The following is a 23,417-nucleotide window of genomic DNA, read 5'->3' on the forward strand; positions in this document are numbered from 1 at the left end:
CAATACGAGATTGCCTGCAGTTTTTTTCGTTGGAATCTCCATTTTATAGGTTCGCAATTGCCACTTCTTTGTGGTAAAATATATCGGGTTGTTTTTACTTAGATGAACGAAAGATTGACGAGAAAGAGAGCTGCAATAGGCAGGACTCTTCTTTTTCAGGTCATGAAGGAGCTAGACAGATAATGACTATCGAAGATGATCGAATAAATGATTATATTGAACATTTAATTCACCCAAGTCCTGAAGCAATCGCTCAATTAGAGATCTATGCAAAAGAGCATCATGTGCCAATTATGGAAAAGGTGAGCATTGAGCTTTTACTGCAGCTGCTTTCGATGAAAAAGCCGAAAAAAATTCTTGAGGTCGGGACAGCGATTGGCTATTCCGCCATTCGAATGGCAACAGCTCTGCCAGATGCTGAGATTTATACGATTGAGCGCAATGCAAAGCGCTATGAAGAAGCGACACGGAACATTGAGGAATTAAAGTTAAAAGAAAGAATACACGTGTTTTTTGGTGATGCGATGGAATCGGCTAAAACGGTCCAAACGATGGCGCCCTATGATGTGATCTTTATTGATGCTGCAAAAGGGCAGTACAAGCGTTTCTTTGAATTGTTTGAACCGATGCTCGCTCATGACGGAATGATTATTACAGACAATGTCTTATTTAAAGGCTTAGTGGCAACGAATTATGAAGAAGAAATTGAAGATAAACGAAAAAAACAATTAATTGGAAAAATTGATCGATACAATCAATGGCTCATGTCAAACCCTGATTTCCAAACGTGCATTATTCCAGTTGGAGACGGGATCGCCATTAGTACAAAAAGAGGTGACCAATCATGAAGAAACCAGAATTGCTTGTGACGCCAAGCAGCGTGTCAGACGTACTGCCATTAATTGAGGCAGGAGCTGATGCATTCTTAATAGGCGAACAAACATACGGTATTCGTCTTGCAGGTGAGTTTTCAAGAGAAGATGTGAAACAAACGGTTCAGCTTGCACATGCCCATCACAAAAAAGTGTATGTGGCAATGAATGCGATTTTTCATAATGACCGCGTGCAGCTGCTTGGAGATTATTTAATCTTTCTCGATTCATTAAGCGTGGATGGCGTCGTTTTTGGAGACCCAGCCGTGATCATGGCAGCAAAGGAAACAGGGGTGAACCTGAACCTTCACTGGAGTACAGAAACGACTGGGACCAACTATTACACTTGTAACTACTGGGGCAGAAAAGGCGCATCGCGTGCTGTTCTTGCAAAAGAGCTGAATATGGACAGTGTGATCGACATCAAAGAAAATGCTGAGGTGGAGATTGAAATTCAAGTTCATGGCATGACATGTATGTTTCAATCAAAACGTACGCTCATCGGCAACTACTTTGAATACCAGGGCAAGCAAATGGATGTCGAAGGCAGAAATATGGAGGAAGGGCTATTCCTGCATGACCAAGAGCGTCAAAACAAATACCCTATTTTCGAGGATGCAAACGGGACACATATTATGAGTCCAAATGATGTGTGTATGATTGACGAATTAGAAGAGTTTGTTGACGCAGGCATTGACTCATTTAAAATTGACGGAATTTTAAAGTCACTTTCTTATATGACAGAGGTGACATCACTTTATAGAAAAGCAATTGATTTACTAACGACTGACAAAGACGCGTATGAAGATCAGAAAGAAGACTGGGTGAAGCGGATTGAAGAGATTCAGCCAGTGAATCGTTCGATTGATACAGGGTTCTTCTTTAAAGAAACGGTTTATTAAGATAAGAGGAGGCAGAGGAAATGGCATTATTGAAAGATGGTATTTCTGAAATGATTGATGGGAAACGTGTCATTACAAAAAAACCAGAACTGCTTGCACCCGCAGGAAACTTGGAAAAGCTGAAAATTGCTGTACATTACGGAGCTGACGCTGTTTTTATTGGCGGGAAAGAATTTGGACTTCGCTCAAATGCAGATAACTTTTCAATTGAAGAAATGGCAGAAGGTGTCGCATTTGCAAACAAATATGGTGCACGCATTTATGTGACAACAAATATCTTCGCCCACAATGAAAACATGGACGGGCTGGAGGAATACCTTCAAGGGATCGAAGGCGCTGGGGTAGCAGGCATTATTGTAGCTGATCCATTGATCATTGAAACATGTAAACGTGTTGCACCGAAGCTTGAAGTCCATTTAAGCACACAGCAATCTCTTTCAAATTGGAAAGCTGTTCAGTTTTGGAAGGAAGAAGGGCTTGAGCGTGTGGTGCTCGCACGTGAAACTAGTGCGCTAGAAATTAGAGAAATGAAAGAAAAGGTCGATATTGAAATCGAAACATTCATTCACGGTGCGATGTGTATCGCATACTCTGGTCGCTGCGTGCTCAGTAACCATATGACGGCAAGAGATTCTAACCGCGGAGGCTGCTGCCAGTCCTGCCGCTGGGATTATGATCTTTATAAACTAGAAGGTTCTGAGGAAGCGCCTTTATTTGGTGAGGAAGATGCGCCATTTGCAATGAGTCCAAAAGATTTGAAGCTTGTTGAATCCATTCCTCAAATGATCGAAATGGGAATTGACAGCTTAAAAATCGAAGGACGGATGAAATCCATTCATTATGTTGCCACTGTTGTAAGTGTATACCGCAAAGTCATTGATGCGTATTGTGCAGATCCAGACAATTTTGTCATTCAGCAGGAATGGTTAGATGAATTAGATAAATGCGCAAACCGTGACACAGCACCAGCCTTTTTCGAAGGCGTACCAGGAACAGATGAACAAATGTTTGGCATCCATGGAAAGAAAACGACATTTGATTTCGCAGGTCTTGTTCTTCATTATGATGAAAAAGAACAAATCGTGACATTGCAGCAGCGTAACTTCTTTAAGCAAGGCGACGAAGTCGAATTCTTCGGACCAGAAATTGAGAATTTCACATGCAAAATTGAAACGATTTGGGATGAAAAAGGAAATGAACTAGATGCTGCTCGTCATCCGCTGCAAATCGTCAAATTCAAGCTTGATCAAAAAGTATACCCTAGCAACATGATGAGAAAGGGGAAATAACAGCCACATGAGGAGTAAACCAGTTGTCATTGGTATTGCTGGCGGCTCGGGTTCAGGTAAAACGAGCGTCACCAATTCAATCTATGAAAAATTTAAAGGACATTCCATCCTCATGCTTCAGCAAGATTTATATTACAAAAATCAAAGTCATATGCCATTTGAAGAGCGCCTGCTCACGAACTATGATCATCCGCTTGCATTCGACAATGACCTGATGTTTGAGCATTTGGAACAGCTCTTAAGGTACGAATCCATTGAAAAACCAATATATGATTTTAAACTAAACACACGTTCAGAAGAGACGGTTCATGTTGAGCCGAAGGATGTCATCATCGTTGAAGGTATCTTTGCACTCGAAGACGAACGTTTGAGAGACTTAATGGATATTAAACTGTATGTTGATACAGATGCAGACCTTCGCATCATCCGCCGCATTTTACGCGATACGAAGGAAAGAGGCCGGTCGATCGATTCTGTGATTGAACAATATGTATCTGTTGTCAGACCGATGCATAATCAATTCATTGAACCGACAAAGCGATACGCCGATATCATCATCCCAGAAGGCGGCCAAAACCATGTGGCGATAGACTTAATGGTGACAAAAATTCAAACGATTCTTCAAAACCGAGCAGAGTAAATGGTGGAGAAGAAAAAGACCTTTACATTGTAAAGGTCTTTTCAGCATCATATTAATAAACAGTCACGAAAACTTGTCCTAAGACAGACGTCCCTTTATAAAGAGTGATAGTGGCTTTGCCAGGTGAATGAGCGGTCACTATTCCGTTAGAGCTAACAGAAGCTACACTCTGTTTATCTGTCCAATAACGTGTAGCTGCAGAATTATAGACCGAGTATTGCTCACCAACTCTTAAAGATACACTGTAATCTTGAATCGAAATCACATCTAAAGTTTGAAATCCAGAAGAGCTGCTATTGACTGTGAAATCCGCTGTTTCTTTGGCTGAAGCCATGCCCATTAGTGAAAAAGATAAGGTAGAGATGGATAGAACAGAAACAATTGTTTTCTTCATGTTCATTTAAAACACTCCCTAGCATGTATTTGGTCTTGCATTGATAAAATTCAACAAAAACCAAATATTTCCTTGTTAATATTTGTTAATTGTGTGTGAACATTTATTAAAGCAGCATTCTCGGAAAAAATCTTAAGGGTTTGATATGATAAGAAAACAATGAAGAAAAGAAGAGATGGAGAAATCACTACCACATAGCGAAAGAATGAAGTTGAAAAAGTATATTAAAAAAACGACAAACAAATCATCACAAATTTTCAAACAATTCTTGATCAAAATGCAATTTTGTAATAATATAGCATAGACATATCGTACACTGACCATATTATGTATTGGAAGATGGAGAATGGATAAGCTATTCTTCTACATATGATCGAAATGGCCGAACGAGGTACAGGAGCTTCCTGTGCCTTTCCACAGTTTGTGCGATTTTAGACCGCTGCGAGTGGTCCTGTCTAATAAAAGGCATAATAGTTGCATCTAAAAGGGACGCCATGTAAGATGGACTTTTACGAATATGGTACAGAAGGAATGAGGGCCTGAACATGTCCTCATTCTTGTATATTTCAGTCGTCACTCACGTGCAGAAAGTTTGTATGATGAGGATTAATAGAAGGAGTGAATGATTCATGGCACAAGAGAAAGTATTTCCAATGACAGAAGAAGGAAAACGTAAATTAGAAGAAGAGCTTGAATATTTGAAAACGGTTAAACGTAAAGAGGTTGTAGAGCGTATTAAAATCGCTAGAAGTTTTGGAGACCTTTCTGAAAACTCGGAATATGATTCTGCTAAAGAAGAGCAGGCGTTTGTAGAAGGCCGTATTACAACGCTTGATAATATGATTCGTAATGCTAAAATTATCGAAGATGAAGGAAACTCAAATGTGGTTTCACTTGGTAAAACGGTGACATTCGTTGAATTACCAGACGGGGAAGAAGAGTCTTACACAATTGTTGGAAGTGCAGAAGCTGATCCGTTCGAAGGCAAGATTTCAAACGATTCACCTATTGCAAAAAGCCTTTTAGGTAAACAAGTAGACGACAAAGTAACCGTTCAAACACCTGGCGGAGAAATGTTCGTTCAAATTGTAAAAATTTCATAATCACGTTTATCAGGTAAACACCTCGTCCACAATAGGGACGAGGTGTTTTTATGCGCAAAAAAAGAAGAATTCAATGGACAGGTGCGATTATTTTTATACTATTGCTCGGTCTTCTAATGAGACTGGCAGAAATTCAGCTGTTCTTCACAGAATCGTTTTCAAAGCTTGATATCAATTTAATACAAGAAAGTGTTAAACAGCGAACAGAAGAAGTCGTTATTTCAGACGGTCGCGGTGAGTTTTTAGATCGAAACGGCCAAGCACTCCTTACAAAAGAACAGCCTGCGGTTATCTTATTTCCTTTCCTGCAATATGATCTTCCACGCTTGCAGCAAACCGCCTCTATTCTTGAGATGGAAGAGGATGAACTCAAAAAACAGTTAACAGAAACGAAAAAACCTCTCATTTTAAAAGATGACATCACGAAAAAAAAACTGAAAGACATCAATGATATGAAATATTCAGGTGTGTACGGCGTATATATGAAAGAGAAGGACAAAAAAAGACTTGCCCTCCACACATTAGGTTTCACAAGCGAAAATCCAGAACTACTCAGAAAGCGTTATCCTGACAAAAAAGAGCTTTCCATACGTACTGAAATCGGCACATTTGGGCTGGAAAGCACCTTTGACGAATTTCTATTACCCGAGCAAGACACAAAATTGTTATATCATGTGGACGGAAGGGGAAACCCTTTGTTCGGTATGGACGTCAAATATACAGCAGAAGCTCATTCCTTTTATCCACTTCAGGTACAGACAACAATAGATGAAGACATGCAGGCTGAAATGGAGAAGGTGCTCAAAGACCAAGGCGTTGAAAAAGGCGGTGCCGTTCTGCTCGACATTGAAAGCAGCAGTGTACTGGCAATGGCAAGTACCCCAAATGTCACAAGCAAAAATCGGCATGAGGCAAGAAATTACATGCTGACAGCGATTGCTCCAGGCTCTGTCTTTAAAACAGCTGTACTTGCCGCAGCAATCGAAAAAAACCTTGACCAGCCACAAACCATGTATGACTGTCGAAAGAATTTATATGGAGAGCCTGAAGGAAAACAGGAAGTGCTGAATCTGACGGACAGTTTCTCGCAGAGCTGCAATTATACCTTTGCGGCACTTGCTGAAAAGCTCATTCAAACAGATGATCAAATCATCGAAAAGACGGCTGCAAAGCTTGGACTCATAGATCGAGCTGGCTGGGAAGGGGATGTCTATCATAAGCAGCACTTCAAACAGTTTGATCGTGAAGAAACAGGCAGTGTGTGGGGAGATAAAAGAGACAAGCATGTCAAAAAAGCCATTGCACAAACCGCAATAGGACAAAAAAATGTGAAAACGACACCTCTGCAAATCGCGAATATGATGGCTGCGATCGCAAGAGGAGGAGAACGAAAAGAAGTGAAAATCGCAGAAAAAGTGCTGTATCAAAACGGAACAACGATGCTGTCCTTTCAAAACAAACGGCCTGAAGGGGGCAGCATTGACCGCTATACAGCTCAAAAGCTGCAAAAATTCTTAAGGCAGGTGGTGACCTCTGACAAGGGAACCGGAAGAAGGTTTCAAGATTTGCCATACGATGTAGCGGGAAAATCAGGTACTGCCCAAACCGGCAGTCAAGACAAAAAGGGGAATCCGCTTTATCATAAGTGGTTTGCTGGATACTTTCCGGTAGAAAAACCAAAATACGCCCTTGTCGTTGTTCACCTTGATGAGACAAGTGGCCGGGCTAAGACAAATGATGCGTTTTATGATATTGTAAAAAAGGTCAATGAAATTGAAAAGAAACAGACATAGAACATCCCTTCATGACATGTTAGAATAGTAACGACTTAGGGAACAGAGGCAAAGGAGTGCAGAGATTTTGAGTAGAAATTCTCGATTTGAACATCGTGATAAGCGCAGAAAGGCAAATATGGTGCTTAACATATTAATTGGTATCGTTGTGGTGCTTATTTTGGTTGTCGCATCGAGTTTGTTAATTTTTAATAAGCCGAAAGATCCAGATGTAGCGAAAGAGCCATCAAAAACGGCACCTGCAACAAGTGAAAATAAACAAAACTCACAAGAAGATGTGAAAGATCCAAAGAAAGACACATCCAATGATTCAGATGCAAAAAAAGATGTTTCATCTGATCAAGACGACGAAACGAAGAAGACAGATGATGAAGAAAAGCCTAATAAAGATGCGTTAAAAGACGCCAAAGAAACAGATGGCGGCAAAACAAGTGACGTAGACAAAACATACGAAAACGATGACTGGGAGCCTGTAGGAACAGAGCAATCCGGTTCACATACAGCAACCTATGATTCCAGCTCAAAAGACTGGAAAGAAATGATCAAAGCCATGTCCTATGCGACAGGAATTTCAGAAGATCAAATGACTGTTCTTTGGTTAGGAAATAACGGAGGTCCTCAAGATGCAAAAGGAACCATCCGTGATAAAACAACAGGTGAACGCTACCGCGTGGAAATTACGTGGGTAGATGAAAAAGGCTGGAAACCTGTGAAGGTTGAAAAATTAAGATAAACATGAAAAAAAGATAGCAGAAGCTATCTTTCAGATTGATGACAAAGGGCTAAAATGAACTTTATTTTAGCCCTTTGTCTTCTTTTCAGCGTATAAAAAACCTTTGCAGCCCTAGGAAGGGCGAGCACCAGAACGGAGCGAATTTGACATTCGTGAGTACTGGAGCGCAGACCTGACACCGAATGCGAGGGTTTGTCTACACGCTGAGATAGCAGATCTGCTATCTTTTTTGTTTAAACATTTGCTTTAAAATGAACAACTGCTGTATGCAAAATCCGCTCATCGATCACAGTCGTTTGATGACTGACAGAATGAACGGTCAGCAGAATCGCCTGATTATGTTCAATTTGTTTTTGGATCTTTTGTTCAAGTTCTTTTAAAGATGTTGCTTCAAAAAATTCTATTTTATCCTTTAAAAAATCCAGCTGAAAATCCATTTGATTCACCTCTCTATACTCTTCATTCATCTTAATCTCTCTCCCTCAGAAGGGCAAATGTTTTTCTGTCTCTCCCAGTATTTTTTAGTAGGAAAGAAACAGAAGTTGTGGTAGGATAGGAACTGTTCGATGGAATAAAACATACTATACGCATAGGAATAAATAGATAAAGTGGAGGGAAAGAAAATGGGACGCGAATTTCTTTCTTTATTTGATCATTGGGCCGACTCTTATGACGACACGGTAAGTGGTCATGACGAGCAGTATAGAGAAGTGTTTCGCCGGTATCCGGCTATTTTAAAAGAAATTGCCCGCCGTTCAGGCCAAGATGTTCTTGAGTTTGGAAGCGGTACGGGGAATCTAACAGCGCTGCTCCTAACAGCTGATAAAAACGTGTTTGGTGTTGAACCATCAGATGCCATGAAGAAAGCGGCTCTTCAAAAAGGACTGCCAGATCTATTTCATGATGGGGATTTTTTATCATTTCCAGCGCCGCCTTTTGAGCCAGATACGATCGTCAGCTCATATGCATTCCACCATTTAACGGATGAAGAAAAAAAACAAGCCATTCACACCTATAGCAACATCCTTCACTCAGATGGTAAAATAGTTTTTGCTGATACAATGTTTCAAAATCAAGCAGCACATCAAGCTCAGATCGACAAAGCGAGAGCCGCAGGGTTCGATCAGCTTGCAGAGGATTTAGAAACGGAATATTATCCATCCATTGATGTGCTAAAGCAAATCTTTGAAGAAGAAGGTTTTAGCACGTCCTTTCATCAAATGAATGATTTTGTTTGGATCGTAGAAGCGAAGAAAAGGGAATGAAAGGATGTTTTTGATTTGAAAATCGCAGTTATAGGTGCAATGGAAGAAGAAGTGACGATTTTAAGAGATCAACTAAAAGATGCTACACAAGAAAACATCGCTGGGTGTGAATTTACAACAGGTGTTTATGAAGATAAAGAAGTGATTTTATTAAAATCAGGGATTGGAAAAGTAAATGCAGCGGTCAGCACAACATTACTGCTTGACCGCTTTCAGCCAGATTATGTGATCAATACAGGGTCTGCTGGCGGTTTCCACCACTCATTAAATGTAGGTGATATTGTCATCTCTACTGATGTGAGACATCATGATGTAGATGTGACCATCTTTGATTACGAATATGGACAAGTGCCGGGACTTCCAGCTGCTTTCATTGCAGATGAAAAGCTTGTGAAGCTGGCAGAAGAATCTGCTTTAGAAATTGATCATATTCAAGTGGCAAAAGGAACGATTGCAACAGGAGATTCGTTTATGAATGATTCGGATCGTGTAGCGTTTGTGAGAGAGAAGTTTCCAGAGCTATATGCGGTGGAAATGGAAGCCGCAGCCGTTGCACAGGTCTGCCAGCTCTTTGGTACGCCATTTGTTGTCGTTCGTGCGCTATCGGATATTGCAGGGAAAGAATCCAATATCTCCTTTGATCAATTCCTTGAGCAAGCAGCGATTCACTCAACCGACCTTGTCTTGCGTATGATAAAGCAAACACAATAAAAGAAGGGGTTTCCCCCTTCTTTTCCATGCAAAGGAAGGGAATCATATGGCTGTCATAAATGATATTACTGAATTAATTGGCCGCACACCGCTTTTAAAGCTGTCAGGGATTGGCGTCCCAGAAGGCGTTGAGGTGTATGCAAAGCTTGAGATGATGAATCCAGGTGGAAGTATTAAGGATCGATTAGGTGATATGCTCATCAGAGAAGCATTGGCATCTGGCAAACTGCGTCCAGGCGGAACTATTATTGAAGCGACTGCTGGAAACACAGGAATTGGGCTTGCCCTAAGTGCAAGAAAGCAGCAATTGCAGACCATTTTTTGTGTACCAGAACATTTTAGTCAAGAAAAACAACAGCTGATGAAGGCGCTCGGTGCAGAAATTATTCATACGCCGAGAAAAGAAGGCATGAAGGGTGCGATTGATCGAGCCCTTGAACTAGAGGCAAGCCTTGACAATGCCTATTGTGTTTTACAATTTAAAAACCAAGTAAATCCATTGACTTACTACAGAACGCTCGGTCCCGAATTGTGGTCCGACTTAAAAGGGAATATCGATGTATTCGTGGCGGGAGCAGGATCTGGCGGGACTTTTCAAGGGTGTGCCGCCTATTTAAAAGAGCAGCATCAGGCGTTAAAAACAGTGGTTGTGGAGCCTGAAGGATCAATTTTAAATGGAGGGGACCCGGGCCCGCATAGAACGGAAGGAATTGGCCTTGAATTTATCCCAGATTATATGGAGCAGGCTTTATTCGATGAGATTTACACTGTCAGTGATGATGATGCGTTTCGAATGGTGAAAGAAGCAGCTGAAAAAGAAGGTGTTCTCATCGGCAGCTCTTCTGGTGCCGCTTTATTTGCCGCTTTAGAGGAAGCAAAGAAAGCAGCACCTGGGACAGTCATTGTCACCATTTTTCCTGACAGCAGTGAGCGATATTTAAGTAAAGGAATTTATGAGGGAGGAAAATAGCATGAAACCAAAAACAATGATGATTCACAGCGGAACAACGGGTGATGAAAGAACAGGCGCCGTGTCTGTGCCGATTTATCAAGTGAGTACTTATAAGCAGCCGAAAGCAGGCGAACATACGGGGTATGAATACTCCAGAACAGCAAATCCAACAAGAACTGCACTGGAAACAGTCATTCGTGATCTTGAAGGAGGAGCAAGCGGCTACGCATTTGGTTCAGGGATGGCAGCCATTACGGCTGTGATGATGCTGTTTAACAGCGGAGATCATATTGTCCTGACAGATGACGTGTACGGCGGAACCTACCGCGTCATCACAAAGGTGCTAAACCGCATTGGCATTACTGCAACCTTTGTTGACACAAGTGATCCTGAAGCAGTGAAAAAAGCCATTTTACCTGAAACAAAAGCCGTTTACATTGAATCACCAACCAATCCTTTACTCAAAATGACGGATCTAAAAGCCATCAGCGAATTGACAAAAGAAGCCAACATCTTGATGATTGTCGACAATACATTTTTCACACCGTATTTCCAAAAGCCGATTGAATATGGCGCAGACATTGTCTTGCACAGTGCGACTAAATATTTAGGCGGCCATAGTGATGTTGTAGGCGGGCTTGTCGTCACAGCGACAAAAGAGCTTGGAGAAGAACTGCACTTTGTTCAAAACTCGACAGGCGGAATTCTTGGACCGCAGGATTCATGGCTTCTCATGAGAGGGATGAAAACGCTTGGACTAAGAATGGAAGCACATCAACAAAATGCACAGAAAATCGCTGAGTTTTTAAAGCAACATGCAGCCGTCACACGTGTTTATTATCCAGGTCTCGATACTCACCCTGGACATGAACTTGCGAAAACACAAGCATCTGGCTTCGGCGGCATGATCTCTTTTGATATTGGAAAAGAAGAACATGTCGATGTATTTTTAAGCCAGCTTAAGCTGTTTACAATCGCAGAAAGCCTTGGAGCGGTTGAAAGCTTAATTTCTGTCCCTGCCCGGATGACCCATGCGTCCATTCCAAAAGACCGCCGGGAGGAGCTTGGCATCACAGATGGTTTAATTCGTATTTCCGTCGGAATTGAAGATGTGGATGATTTACTACATGATATCAAGCAAGGACTAAGCGCACTGGCGAATGGATAGATTTACATGCTCCTCGCTTTCTCTCACTATGTTAAGCTATGAATAGACATTGATAACTGGAAGGTGAAACAAGTGAAGAAAAAGTGGAGTGATTTAGTGACAGATTACAAGCAGTACGCTTTTATTTTGCTTGCTGTCAGCACCTTTTTATATATTGGTACGATCTTACCGAACCAGCACATCGAAGCATCTCCAAAAATGCTGATGATGGGAATAGATTGTGTTTTCTTATTAGCAGCTTTTGTTTGTGTTAAACGCGCGATTTTCTTTCAAAAGAAACTGCAAGAATTAGATGAAGATTAATTCGAAAGCCTCCTCATTTGCCTGAGGAGGCTTTTTTTATTGTATTGGATAATCGGACAAGAATAACTGTAGAAATTTAGTCAAAAACACAAAAATCACCTATATGACTAAAAACAGGTTTACAAAATGGTGCTTGCTGGATATACTTACAAAGTAATTAAAAAAAACGTAAAGGAGGCTGAAGAATATGTTATTCGTATCTACTTGTGATCAATTCAACCAACAATTTCATCATGTCATCAGCCTGTGGAAGAGTTCGTGTCCTTCCTTTGCCTTATACGGTGCACGCTTCAAAACTGTTTAAGTAAACGAGGATTTCACACGTATCATCCATTGCAGGTTGGAAGACACTGTCTTTTGATCTGCATTTTTGTGTGCCCGCAGGTCAACTGATAAAGAAGATCTGCGGGCTATTTCGCGTGCTGCGAACTGAAGGGAGGTGAGCGTATATGACAATCCATTTATTTTTTATTACTTTGACAATTAAGCGGAAATACAAGGACATTGAGACCGTTCTTTACGAACAAGAAGTCGAAACAATTTATGAAGAAATGAAACAGAAACAACTAAAGTATATGAACTAAAACAGGAAATGAAAAATGTGAAAAGGAGGAGATTGACATGTTTATGATGCTAGCCATGCTTGATTGTTATACGATGGAGAAGGACCAGGTTTAGACACGCTCCACATTGATCACCTGCACATATGATACCGTAAAAGGTGATTGTGAGGTGATCAATGAATGTCGATGTCACCATATATGAGATTTCCGTCTGTGGGGCACGGGTATGCATCTATTCCGCATTCCTTAAAGCACGGATACGGCAATCCATACCGCATGCAAAGAGAGCAAGAGGAAATGCTCAGACGTTATATGTATCAGTACCGGACTTATTGGTATTAAAGAAAAGGAGCAGGAAACCATGACGTTTCCTGCTCCTTTTACGTTAGCAAATCCAGCTTGCACCAATGATGATCAACAAAATGAACAGTACAACAAGCAATGCGAATCCGCCTGCAAAACCGCCACCGTAGCCACCGCAGTAGCCTCCAGAATAACCGCCAAAGCCCATAATCTAGCACCACCTTTATCTAATCAAGATACATTTATAAATTATGCAGCTCATGCAGAAAACGAAATCAATCTGAGCACAAATAATGAAAACGCCTATTTAGGTTAAAAAATAATTTTCACTTTCTGCGAAACATTTTCTGAAAAGGAGCGTCTTATAAAAGACAAATAAATTAGGACTAGGTCTTAATTTTTGTTAGGTGAGAGCCGATATGAAAAGTAAGAAAATTTGTAAATAGTTTATTTACTGGTGAAAAGCAGGTGTTAACATTGATTCAAAGCTGGATTGGAAAACAAATGAGGGAACCAAAAGGCTTGTTCTCAAAATGGGTTGCCCGCTATATGGAAAAAAATCATCATAATATCAATGAATGGACGCTTCAACTCTTAAATATACAAGAAAATGACCGAATTTTAGAAATTGGGACTGGAAGAGGCATCACCTTATCAAAGGTAGCTGAAAAACTTGACCGCGGAAAAGTATATGGAGTGGATGCCTCTCGTCATATGATTAAATATGCAAAAAGAAAACATAAGAAGCTTGCGGAACAGGACAAAGCCGTTATTACGCTTGGTAAGGCTGAGCAATTACCTTTTGAAGACAGATCATTCAATAAATTATTTACGGTGCAGACAATCTATTACTTGAAGGATATTGAGCAAGTCATGAAGGAAGTGTACCGCGTCCTTCAAGTGGATGGAGAAGTATTTTTATCCTTCCAAAAGCAGGAGCTGATCAACGAACAAAAACGGTCAACATCTTTTTCATCGTACAGTGAAGAAGAGATCAGCCGTCTGTTTTCAGCATATCACTTTAGAGAAGTCTCGGTTTATCACTATGATACATACATCTGTATCAAAGCCTTAAAATGATGAAAATATTTCCCAGGTAATGAACAAGCACTCAAAAAAGAGACTCTTTGTCAGAGGAGCCTCTTTGCCTGCAATAAAAAAAGGCTCTTCATCAGAAGAGCCTTTTGTATGTGATATAGGCGCCAGCCAGGTGTGTAAGGAATGATAGTATATATAAGGAATTTGTTTGTCGATTAAGGATACCTGTCTGGCTTATTTCTTATATCGACACCGTTCTGCAAAAGTTTAGCTTTTTTTTCAATATTTTCTTTTTTATTTCACTGGAAGACACATTTTTCTTTCTCACGTAGACATGTATCTCCTTCTTTTTCACATAATTTGCTGTTTGAAGAAGGGAATTGCTTAAGAAATAGAGAAAATTGTAGAGACTTCATTTTTAAACAAAAGGGAGGAATGAAATCATGTCGGGAAACAAAGGTGTCGTTTATAAAGGAGCAGGAAAAGTAGCAGTTGAGGATATTGGATACCCTGATTTGGTCTTAAAAGACGGCCCGGGTGTACCTAAAGCCAATGTGGGACGCAAATGTGAGCATGGCGTCATTTTAAAAGTAGTGACGACGAATATTTGCGGAAGTGATCAGCACATGGTGAGAGGGCGTACGACTGCACCTGAAGGACTTGTCCTTGGTCATGAAATTACAGGTGAAGTCGTGGAAGTTGGGCGAGATGTGGAGTTTATTCAAAAAGGAGATCTCGTGTCCGTTCCGTTTAATATTGCATGCGGACGCTGCGTCATGTGTAAGGAACAAAAAACCCATGTGTGCTTAAATGTAAACCCGGACCGCCCAGGCTCTGCCTATGGATATGTAGATATGGGCGGATGGGTTGGCGGCCAATCCGAGTATGTCATGGTTCCATATGCAGATTTTCAACTGCTCAAATTTCCAGACAAAGATCAAGCGATGGAAAAAATACTTGATCTCACGATGCTTTCCGATATTTTCCCGACAGGTTTTCATGGTGCTTATACGGCTGGAGTAAAGCCTGGTTCGACCGTATATATTGCAGGTGCTGGGCCAGTAGGTCTTGCAGCAGCACATTCGGCTCAGCTTCTTGGCGCATCTGCTGTGATTGTTGGAGATCTGAATGAGCAAAGACTGGAACAGGCAAGAAGCTTCGGCTGCGAGACGATCAATTTACGAAAACACGATCGAATCGGCGAGCAAATCACACATATTTTAGGAGAGCCAGAAGTTGATTGTGCCGTCGATTGTGTCGGCTTTGAAGCTTCGGGTCATGGAGATCAGGGAGAAGCACCAGCAACCGTTTTAAATACAATTATGGATATTACCAAAGTTGGCGGCAAACTTGGAATTCCAGGGCTTTACGTCACAGAAGATCCAGGAGCAGTGGATGCCGATGCAAAAGTCGGTTCTCTGAAAGTACGAATTGGACTTGGCTGGGCGAAGGCTCATACCTTTGTGACAGGCCAAACCCCTGTTATGCAATATCAACGCAGTCTAATGAAATCCATTTTAAGCGGAAGAGCACAGATCGCCAAAGCCGTCAATGCAACCGTCATCGACCTTGATCAAGCCCCTAAAGGATATAGTGACTTTGATTCGGGTGTGGCGAAGAAATTTGTGATTGACCCGCACGGAATGCTACCTCGATAAATTTTTAACATGAAAGGAGCCGCTCAATAAAATGGGACGGCTCTTTATTGTGGAAAATCCAATCTATTTCAAAGGGGAGGATCAGATGAATTCAGATCAGGCCAAAAAAAGAGTGGTAGAACAATTTGGGAGAAATGCAGAAAAGTATGTGACGAGTCAAACTCATGCAAAGGGAGCAGACCTGGATCTAATTGTTGAATGGGCAGCCCCAGAAGAAAGCTGGGTCGTACTCGATATAGCAACTGGTGGCGGGCATACCGCAAAAGCACTGGCTCCATATGTGAATCAAGTGTTTGCGACGGATTTAACAAAAGAGATGCTTTCTCATACATCACTTCATTTAAAAGCGTATCCACAAATTTTTTATGTAGTAGCGGATGCGGAAAACCTTCCTTTTTTAGATGGCACATTTGATATGGTCACATGCCGAATTGCAGCACACCATTTCCCGAACCCTGAACAGTTTGCCAAAGAGGCATCTCGTGTATTAAAGTCAAATGGTCTGTTTTTCTTTATTGATAATGTTTCGCCAAATGATGAAGAGCTTGCACTATTTATCAATGAGCTGGAAAGATTGAGAGACCCAAGTCATGTGTCCTGTCTATCTACAGAACAATGGCGGGAATTGTTTTATAAAGAGGGAATAAAAGAAGTAAGATCAATGGAACGAAAAAAACGTTACCCTTTTCAAGAATGGGTCAAGCGAACAACGAAAACTTTAAAGGAAGAAGAGATCGTTACAAAATACATGTTAGATGCTAACGAGAAAATAAAGCAATATTATAGATTGAACATGACAGAGGATCAGATAGAATCAATAGAGGTGGATGACTGGATTGTTCTTTTCAGGAAAGAATAAAATTAAATTATTCATACCAGTCATAGAAAGGAATCAATCATATGCTGCATTTTCAAGGAAAAACCGTCATCATCACAGGCGCAGCCAATGGTATTGGTTTCTCGATAAATGTTAACAATAAAGAGCCGCTCCATAAATGGGACGGCTCTTTATTGTGTAATTCACATTGAATATACAATACATATCAACGAAAGTTATACTTTCTAAGGTTTCTTCATAAGGTCCTTGATGATAAATAATCTCATAGAACCCAGCTGGTTTCATTCTTGCTGACGGTCATATAGGCGACAAATAGGCAGCTCACTTCTCCAGACTCCTCATTTAAGTCATCTCTTTTTGCATACACAGTAATGTATTTTAACCCCAAGTTTTTTTAAAAAATGGCGTAGATTGCTCGTAAAGTTTCTCCGTTGGTACCGACCAACCTATTTTCTCGTCGCTTTACATAAGAGGTTTAGCTGATAATTATTTCTTCGAATATATTTTTCATTTCTTTCTTTACTCTAGAGTTACTCCATACCTTACACTATTTCTTGTGATTAACATGACCTAACATTCGAGCACTACTAACTTGGCTTGGTAAATGGTTGGGTTTCTCAATGAAATGGAGTAATAAGGCGGAAGGTTGGATTCGAAAATACGGAGTCTAGGCCATTATAGTGAGCTATTTTTAACAGTTGGTCGAATATTTTAATCAGTTTAAAAGAAAGGGTTTTTTAGAAATGACAAAACTAAATCAACAAATGACGTTAGCACCTGTACCGCAGGACGAGCTAGCAACATTTAAGGCAGAATTACAAGAGGCATTTACGAAAGGGTTACAAGATCGTTTTACAGATGCGGAAGATCCGGCAGAAATGGGACCAATCCCGTCTGAGGAAGATTTCAATCATTCACTTACTGCTAAAGAATCGGTTGTACGTCAACTTTTACTAAACGCCGAAAGAATTGGTGGTGTCGTATTGAAAATGAATAACGAAACCCAGCGAAACGAAGTGGACTTCCTGTATACAAGGGCAAATGCACATGGCAAAGGTCTTGGAACTAAAATGTGGGAAGCGATAGAAGCAGCGTTCCCAGAGACGAAGGTTTGGGAGCTGCACACACCATATTTTGAAAAGCGTAATATTCATTTTTACGTGAATAAATGCGGCTTTAAAATTGTTGAGTTTTATCACCAAGGCAACCCAGGACCTAATGTAGAAGGCAAAGAGCCGGAATCGGATGAAGAGTATGAGTTTTTCCGTTTTGAAAAGGTCATGACGAAAGTGAGCAGTGAATCATAATGCAAGGGAAAATCTCACAGCTTTGGATTTTGATGAAGCGCAGTCAGATGGCGAATAGTCAATTAGTTCTTTTATTTTTTATAAGTATCGTAGAGGTGGCAGCAGGACTTGCTGTGCCACTACTCACAATGAAGCTTATTAACCAAATTTCAGATACTGGTTTTGCATTAACGTCACTCTTACCAGTCATTGGTGTTTTAATTGTACAGGCGATGCTTAGTGCGGTTACATTTTATATGATGCGTCGTTTAGGTGAAGGAATTGTCGCGAATTTACGAACAGAAGTATGGGCGCATATGCTGCATTTACGATTAACATATTACGATGCACATGAATCTGGCGAAACGATGAGTCGAATTACGCAGGATACAAACGTCGTAAAGGAGTTTGTAACGGAAAAGCTCGTATCGTTTGTATCGGGGCTTTTTGCGATACTTGGTGCAATCGTTGTTTTACTGTGGATTGACTGGAAAATGACGCTGCTGCTACTGATCGCCGTACCACTCACAATTTTTGTGACGTATCCGCTAGGAGAAAAAATGTACGCGATTTCGAAAGCCAATCAAGATGAGTTGGCAGGATTTGGCGGACGATTAGGGAGAATTTTAACAAACATTCGCCTTGTGAAAGCTTCGCAAACAGAGCAGCAAGAGCTAGCAGGCGGAGAAAAGCAAATTAAGCAGCTGTACAAGTACGGATTAAAAGAAGCAAAAATTGTTGCGATTCTTTCACCACTTATGACGCTGCTCATGATGGTTGTGATCATTGCGATTTTTGGGTATGGCGGTTCACAGGTTGCTTCAGGTGCCATTAGTTCTGGCGAGCTTGTGGCAATCATGATTTATTTAGTACAAATTATTATGCCATTTACACAAATGGCGACATTCTTTACTGATTTACAAAAAACACTTGGCGCAACAGAGCGTATTGTCGAGGCTCTAGATGAGAAGCGTGAAGTCCAAGACGGTAAACCGGTAACTGCTGCGTCACAGCCGATTCAATTTGAAAATGTGTCGTTTAAGTACAACGAAAAGTACGTGTTAAAAGGTATGACGTTTACGTTAAAGCCAAATGAAACAACGGCCTTTGTCAGCCGAAGTGGTGGCGGGAAAACGACCATGTTCTCCCTTATTGAACGTTTTTATGATGTGTCATCAGGTGCGATATTGTATGGCAAAGAAAACATTGAGCAATTTAATTTAACAGAGTGGCGTGGGCTGTTTGGCTATGTAAGTCAAAATGCACCGTTATTAAACGGAACGATTCGTGACAACGTCATGTACGGGACGAATGGAGCAAGTGAACAAGAGGTACTTGCCGCATTAAAAGCAGCCTATGCCTATGATTTTGTCATGCAGCTGGATAAACGCCTCGATACAGAGGTTGGTGAAGGAGGTATTAAGCTTTCGGGTGGTCAAAAACAGCGTATTGCGATTGCTCGTGCGATTTTACGAAATCCGAGAATCCTATTACTTGATGAGGCGACATCGAACTTAGATAACGAATCAGAGCGTGAAGTGCAGCTTGCTCTTCAAGCGTTAACGAAAAACCGGATGACCATCATCATCGCCCATCGTTTATCCACGATTACAAGTGCAGACCAAATCCTTGTCTTTGAAGATGGACGCTTGTCAGGTCAAGGCACACATGAAGAATTACAAAAAACACATCCGTATTATCAACAGCTTTGGCAAAATGGTCGTTTAACTGAAGATTAAACGAAAATGTTTAGAGTCAGTTGCTTTCGTTTATTCTTTGAAAGTAAAGACGTTAAAAAAACGAATGAAATGGAAATGGGACAGAACAACATTCTACTTCCTAAATCTTAATCATTTTATATATTCAATTAGATTCTAAATAACAACAAATCAAGAGATGGACGACCTTTGATTTCGCTATAATACGTTTTTACTTTATCTACGATAAATGAAAAATCAATTACTGCTCAATTTTACGAAGCAGGTGATCCTTTTTGATCAGTTGATCTAGTCATACAAATTCAGCTTTGTGCCGAGATTCCTCAAAATGATATGATAGACGACAACATCTCATGGAGAAAGGATTGGATGAATGCTGCTTTTTCAACATAAAACCGTCATCGTCACAGGCGCAGCCAATGGTATTGGTGAAGCGATCGCCTGCGGTTATGCAAAAGAAGGGGCGCGTGTGGTGCTTGCGGATATAGATGAAGAGAAGGGGAAGCGTTTGGAGGAGCAGCTGAGAAAAGAGTCCTGTGAAGTTTATTTCATTAAAACAGATGTGAAACAGGAGAAGGATATTCAGCGCTTAATGTCGTTTGCGGCGGAGCACTGCAAAACGATTGATATTCTCATCAACAATGCCGGCGTCATGTGCACAGCATCGCCTTATGAGTTAACGGTCGATGAGTGGGATCATGTGCTGCATACAAATGTAAGAGGGACTTTTTTATGCGCTAGAGAAGCAGCACGTTATATCAAAGAGAATCCAAACGGCGGTTCCATTGTGAACATTTCATCTACCCGTGCGACCATGTCAGAGCCTCATACGGAAGCATATGCTGCATCAAAAGGCGGGATTTCCGCGCTTACTCATGCCTTGGCGGTTTCTTTTAGTCAGGATCATATTACGGTGAATAGCATTTCCCCTGGATGGATTGAAACGAAAGATGAGAAAAGTCTTCGAGAAATTGACCATCAGCAGCATCTTTCCAATCGAGTGGGTACGCCAAAGGATATTGTGAAAGCCTGTTTTTATTTAACTGATGAAGACAATCAATTTGTGACCGGCACAGATTTGGTTGTTGATGGCGGCATGACTAGAAAAATGATTTATGCGGATTAACATGAAAAAAATATTGACGCTTTGATCGAGGCGCAGTACAATATGTAACAATTCAGCTGAAGATCGTGATGAAAAAAAGACACAGCGCAAATAGAGAAGAGTACATCATAGCTGCCCCACACAGAGAACTCCGTGAAGCTGAGAAGGAGCTGGGAAGCATGATGGAACCAAGCCTCTTAGCTCTGCACCGGATTCCCTCGGATGGTGGTGCAGCGAACTTCTCCCGTTACAGAGAAGGGTGAATGATCACCCGCTAAGGTTCATCTGGCAACAGATGAATGAACTGAGGTGGCAACGCGGAGTAAATCCCGTCCTCAAGACAGACATGTCTTGGGGGCGGGATTTTTTTATGACAAATAGGGGGGATCATGATGAAAAAACATTGGCGGGATATGAGTATTTTACTTGGAGCCATCGGGATTGCGAACATAGGAGAATGGATTTATATGATTGCCCTCCATTTGCTTATTTTTCAAGAAACGGGCTCTGTACTTGCTGTAACAGCAGTTTATTTGCTAAGACCGGCTGCTGCTCTTTTGACCAATAGCTGGTCCGGCAGTTTGATTGACAGGCTGAATCAGCGGAATGTGATGATCAGTTTAGATATTACCCGTGCTCTGCTCATTGCATGCATCCCTTTTGCCTTATTTTCAGGACATCTGCTCATTCTGTATGTCATGGTGTTTTTCATACAGATGGCACAAGCGATGTTTCATCCAGCGTCGATGGTGTATATGACAGGACTAATCCCGGCGGATAACCGAAAACGGTTTAATGCCATTCGCTCTTTATTACAATCCGGTGGATTTTTACTTGGGCCCGCAGCAGCAGGTCTGCTCTTTCTCATCGGGACTCCTGTGCTTTCAATTTATGTAAATGCGATCTGCCTGTTGATATCTGCTTTGTTAACGATGTGTTTACCGAATTTGCTCAAAATAGATGCTGGCCAAAAGGCGTTTTCCCTTTCAATGTTAAAAGAAGATGCAAAGCTTGTTCTGCGTTTTAGTCTGACGTCACGCCAGATCATGACGGTATATTTATTATTTAGTGCCGCGATATCGGTCCTTCCTACGGCCATAGACTCACTTGAAACAGCCTTTGCAAAAGAAGTATTGATGCTGACTGATACACAATATGGCCTTCTTGTCAGTATAGCTGGAGCGGGTATTATCGCAGGGGCAAGTCTTAATTCGGTCATTGTCGAAAGGCTGTCAGTTTCGCTGATGCTTGGAATCGGCAGTTTGTTTGTGGCGTTTGGCTATCTTATTTATGCATTTTCCAGCAGTCTAGTTGCAGCCGCCGGTGGATTTTTTATATTAGCCTTCTTTTTAGCATTTGCGAATACAGGTTTTATGACGTTCTATCAAACAAATATCCCCGTAGAGGTGATGGGGAGGGTAGCCAGCTTTTATGCTTTGGTTGAAGCCATTCTGACGATGACCATGACAGGAATATTCGGCGGACTCGCTCATATTCTATCGATCAGAATTTCCGTCATCATTGGGTGTCTATGTATGCTTCTTATCTGTCTATTGCTATGTTTTGTCATCTTTCGTCCATTGACTGTCAAAAAAATAGTGCATCCTACTTAGAAAATTAAAAAAATTATGTTATCATTATTTAAGTAAGTTAATTAAATTGATGAGAAAAGGAGTCTTATAAATGAAAGCACTACGCTGGCACGATCAAAAGGACATTCGACTAGAGGAAATTGATGAACCAACAGTTGCTCCAGGAAAAGTGAAACTTAAAGTAAAATGGTGCGGCATTTGCGGTAGTGATTTACATGAATATTTAGGCGGACCGATCTTCATTCCTGTGAATGAACCTCATCCACTTACAAAAGAAAAAGCACCCGTTACACTGGGACACGAGTTCTCTGGTGAAGTTGTTGAAGTAGGAGAAGGCGTGAGCAATTACAAAGTAGGCGATCGAGTGGTGGTTGAACCTATTTTTGCAACTCACGGGCATCAAGGTGCTTATAACTTAGACGAAAACATGGGCTTTTTAGGACTTGCCGGAGGCGGCGGTGGATTCTCTGAATATGTATCAGTCGATGAAGAATTACTTCATTTATTACCAGACGAAATCTCATATGAGCAAGGCGCGCTTGTCGAGCCTTCTGCAGTTGCTTTATATGCGGTTCGTTCTAGTAAAGTACAAGCTGGGGATACAGCGGCTGTGTTTGGCTGCGGACCAATCGGTTTACTTGTCATTGAAGCATTAAAAGCAGCTGGTGCTACTGATATTTATGCAGTTGAATTATCAAAAGAGCGCCAAGTGAAAGCAAAAGAGCTTGGAGCGATCATTGTAGATCCATCTCAGTATGAAGATGTTGTTCAAGAAATTGCTCGCCGTACAAACGGTGGCGTCGATGTTTCTTTTGAAGTGACAGGTGTACCTGTTGTATTGAAGCAAGCAATCCAATCAACTAGAATTTCAGGCGAAACAGTGATTGTAAGCATTTGGGAAAAAGGCGCAGAAATTATGCCGAATGACATTGTCATTAAAGAACGTACAGTAAAAGGAATTATCGGCTACAGAGACGTATTCCCATCTGTATTAAACCTAATGAGAAAAGGCTATTTCTCTGCAGACACACTCGTCACGAAAAAAATCAAGCTGGACGATGTGATCGAGGATGGCTTCCATGCATTAATCAATGAAAAAGATCAAGTGAAAATTTTAGTCAGTGCTGAATAAGTAAGATAACAAAGAGGATGGCATAAGCCATTCTCTTTTTTTATGTATTCAGATCATTT

General features: G+C 41.1%; 26 protein-coding genes. 23 read left to right on the forward strand and 3 right to left on the reverse strand.

Features of this window, described 5'->3' with window-relative positions:
- The first annotated feature begins 182 nt into the window (after positions 1–182).
- The 4 genes from BA81_RS01715 to udk are packed head-to-tail and all read left to right on the forward strand — an operon-like array spanning position 183 to position 3,703.
- Positions 183–848, forward strand: a complete 666-nt coding sequence (locus BA81_RS01715) for an O-methyltransferase (protein ID WP_034279949.1) — start codon at positions 183–185, stop codon at positions 846–848.
- Positions 845–1,774, forward strand: a complete 930-nt coding sequence (locus tag BA81_RS01720) for a peptidase U32 family protein (protein ID WP_034279952.1) — start codon at positions 845–847, stop codon at positions 1,772–1,774. The genes BA81_RS01715 and BA81_RS01720 overlap by 4 nt, the downstream gene beginning before the upstream one ends.
- A gap of 20 nt (positions 1,775–1,794) precedes the next feature.
- Positions 1,795–3,063 carry a peptidase U32 family protein gene (locus tag BA81_RS01725; protein WP_024423107.1) on the forward strand — a complete coding sequence of 423 codons (1,269 nt, stop codon included), beginning with the start codon at positions 1,795–1,797 and terminating at the stop codon, positions 3,061–3,063.
- 7 nt (positions 3,064–3,070) lie between these two features.
- The gene (gene udk, locus BA81_RS01730) at positions 3,071–3,703 is read left to right on the forward strand and encodes a uridine kinase (protein WP_024423106.1); all 633 of its coding nucleotides are present in this window, start codon (positions 3,071–3,073) and stop codon (positions 3,701–3,703) included.
- A gap of 52 nt (positions 3,704–3,755) precedes the next feature.
- On the opposite strand, the gene BA81_RS01735 is transcribed toward udk, so the two are convergent.
- Positions 3,756–4,103 carry an Ig-like domain-containing protein gene (locus BA81_RS01735; RefSeq protein ID WP_034279955.1) on the reverse strand — a complete coding sequence of 116 codons (348 nt, stop codon included), beginning with the start codon at positions 4,101–4,103 and terminating at the stop codon, positions 3,756–3,758.
- A 623-nt stretch (positions 4,104–4,726) separates the two neighbouring features.
- On the opposite strand from BA81_RS01735, the gene greA reads away from it, so the two are divergent.
- The 3 genes from greA to BA81_RS01750 all read left to right on the forward strand — a co-directional run bounded on the left by greA (position 4,727) and on the right by BA81_RS01750 (position 7,726).
- Entirely contained in the window at positions 4,727–5,200 is a 474-nt protein-coding gene (gene greA, locus BA81_RS01740) for a transcription elongation factor GreA (RefSeq protein WP_008358505.1), read from the forward strand.
- 50 nt (positions 5,201–5,250) lie between these two features.
- The gene (locus BA81_RS01745) at positions 5,251–6,993 is read left to right on the forward strand and encodes a peptidoglycan D,D-transpeptidase FtsI family protein (protein ID WP_034279959.1); all 1,743 of its coding nucleotides are present in this window, start codon (positions 5,251–5,253) and stop codon (positions 6,991–6,993) included.
- A gap of 67 nt (positions 6,994–7,060) precedes the next feature.
- Positions 7,061–7,726, forward strand: coding sequence for a YrrS family protein (locus BA81_RS01750; RefSeq protein WP_034279962.1), 666 nt, complete (start codon positions 7,061–7,063; stop codon positions 7,724–7,726).
- A 233-nt stretch (positions 7,727–7,959) separates the two neighbouring features.
- Here BA81_RS01750 and BA81_RS01755 read toward each other — a convergent pair whose 3' ends face one another.
- Positions 7,960–8,163 carry a DUF2536 family protein gene (locus BA81_RS01755; protein WP_034280743.1) on the reverse strand — a complete coding sequence of 68 codons (204 nt, stop codon included), beginning with the start codon at positions 8,161–8,163 and terminating at the stop codon, positions 7,960–7,962.
- A gap of 186 nt (positions 8,164–8,349) precedes the next feature.
- On the opposite strand from BA81_RS01755, the gene BA81_RS01760 reads away from it, so the two are divergent.
- The 7 genes from BA81_RS01760 (at position 8,350) to BA81_RS19520 (ending at position 13,030) form a co-directional block, all read left to right on the forward strand.
- Positions 8,350–8,991, forward strand: a complete 642-nt coding sequence (locus tag BA81_RS01760; RefSeq protein ID WP_034279965.1) for a class I SAM-dependent DNA methyltransferase — start codon at positions 8,350–8,352, stop codon at positions 8,989–8,991.
- Between the two features lie 15 nt (positions 8,992–9,006).
- Complete coding sequence (mtnN, locus tag BA81_RS01765) at positions 9,007–9,702, forward strand: 5'-methylthioadenosine/S-adenosylhomocysteine nucleosidase (RefSeq protein ID WP_034279968.1); 696 nt, start codon at positions 9,007–9,009, stop codon at positions 9,700–9,702.
- Positions 9,703–9,748: 46 nt separating this feature from the next.
- Positions 9,749–10,672 carry a PLP-dependent cysteine synthase family protein gene (locus tag BA81_RS01770; protein ID WP_034279971.1) on the forward strand — a complete coding sequence of 308 codons (924 nt, stop codon included), beginning with the start codon at positions 9,749–9,751 and terminating at the stop codon, positions 10,670–10,672.
- Position 10,673: 1 nt separating this feature from the next.
- Positions 10,674–11,822: a bifunctional cystathionine gamma-lyase/homocysteine desulfhydrase gene (locus BA81_RS01775; RefSeq protein ID WP_034279973.1), complete on the forward strand. Its 1,149-nt coding sequence runs from the start codon at positions 10,674–10,676 to the stop codon at positions 11,820–11,822.
- A gap of 72 nt (positions 11,823–11,894) precedes the next feature.
- Positions 11,895–12,125 (forward strand): YrhC family protein, encoded by a 231-nt coding sequence (locus tag BA81_RS01780; protein ID WP_034279976.1) that lies wholly within the window; start codon positions 11,895–11,897, stop codon positions 12,123–12,125.
- A 449-nt stretch (positions 12,126–12,574) separates the two neighbouring features.
- Entirely contained in the window at positions 12,575–12,709 is a 135-nt protein-coding gene (locus BA81_RS19050; protein ID WP_065214597.1) for a YrzI family small protein, read from the forward strand.
- 159 nt (positions 12,710–12,868) lie between these two features.
- Positions 12,869–13,030 carry a hypothetical protein gene (locus tag BA81_RS19520; RefSeq protein WP_155267112.1) on the forward strand — a complete coding sequence of 54 codons (162 nt, stop codon included), beginning with the start codon at positions 12,869–12,871 and terminating at the stop codon, positions 13,028–13,030.
- Between the two features lie 43 nt (positions 13,031–13,073).
- On the opposite strand, the gene BA81_RS20140 is transcribed toward BA81_RS19520, so the two are convergent.
- Positions 13,074–13,199, reverse strand: a complete 126-nt coding sequence (locus BA81_RS20140) for a YjcZ family sporulation protein (RefSeq protein ID WP_008342643.1) — start codon at positions 13,197–13,199, stop codon at positions 13,074–13,076.
- Between the two features lie 269 nt (positions 13,200–13,468).
- Here BA81_RS20140 and BA81_RS01785 point away from each other — a divergent pair, with 269 nt between their 5' ends.
- The 9 genes from BA81_RS01785 (at position 13,469) to BA81_RS01820 (ending at position 23,358) form a co-directional block, all read left to right on the forward strand.
- Complete coding sequence (locus BA81_RS01785; protein ID WP_034279979.1) at positions 13,469–14,071, forward strand: class I SAM-dependent methyltransferase; 603 nt, start codon at positions 13,469–13,471, stop codon at positions 14,069–14,071.
- A 401-nt stretch (positions 14,072–14,472) separates the two neighbouring features.
- On the forward strand, positions 14,473–15,687 hold the full coding sequence (fdhA, locus tag BA81_RS01790; RefSeq protein ID WP_034279982.1) for a formaldehyde dehydrogenase, glutathione-independent: 1,215 nt from the start codon (positions 14,473–14,475) through the stop codon (positions 15,685–15,687).
- Positions 15,688–15,772: 85 nt separating this feature from the next.
- Entirely contained in the window at positions 15,773–16,546 is a 774-nt protein-coding gene (locus BA81_RS01795; RefSeq protein WP_034280745.1) for a class I SAM-dependent methyltransferase, read from the forward strand.
- Between the two features lie 41 nt (positions 16,547–16,587).
- Positions 16,588–16,716 (forward strand): hypothetical protein, encoded by a 129-nt coding sequence (locus BA81_RS20025; RefSeq protein WP_282707022.1) that lies wholly within the window; start codon positions 16,588–16,590, stop codon positions 16,714–16,716.
- Positions 16,717–17,268: 552 nt separating this feature from the next.
- Positions 17,269–17,832: a GNAT family N-acetyltransferase gene (locus BA81_RS01800; RefSeq protein WP_034279985.1), complete on the forward strand. Its 564-nt coding sequence runs from the start codon at positions 17,269–17,271 to the stop codon at positions 17,830–17,832.
- On the forward strand, positions 17,832–19,550 hold the full coding sequence (locus tag BA81_RS01805) for an ABC transporter ATP-binding protein (protein ID WP_034279988.1): 1,719 nt from the start codon (positions 17,832–17,834) through the stop codon (positions 19,548–19,550). The genes BA81_RS01800 and BA81_RS01805 overlap by 1 nt, the downstream gene beginning before the upstream one ends.
- Positions 19,551–19,905: 355 nt before the next feature.
- On the forward strand, positions 19,906–20,655 hold the full coding sequence (locus BA81_RS01810) for an SDR family NAD(P)-dependent oxidoreductase (protein ID WP_034280747.1): 750 nt from the start codon (positions 19,906–19,908) through the stop codon (positions 20,653–20,655).
- A 371-nt stretch (positions 20,656–21,026) separates the two neighbouring features.
- Complete coding sequence (locus BA81_RS01815; RefSeq protein WP_034279991.1) at positions 21,027–22,247, forward strand: MFS transporter; 1,221 nt, start codon at positions 21,027–21,029, stop codon at positions 22,245–22,247.
- A gap of 70 nt (positions 22,248–22,317) precedes the next feature.
- On the forward strand, positions 22,318–23,358 hold the full coding sequence (locus BA81_RS01820) for a 2,3-butanediol dehydrogenase (RefSeq protein ID WP_024427903.1): 1,041 nt from the start codon (positions 22,318–22,320) through the stop codon (positions 23,356–23,358).
- Positions 23,359–23,417 lie beyond the last annotated feature (59 nt).

Source organism: Bacillus safensis FO-36b (assembly GCF_000691165.1).
Classification (GTDB): domain Bacteria; phylum Bacillota; class Bacilli; order Bacillales; family Bacillaceae; genus Bacillus; species Bacillus safensis.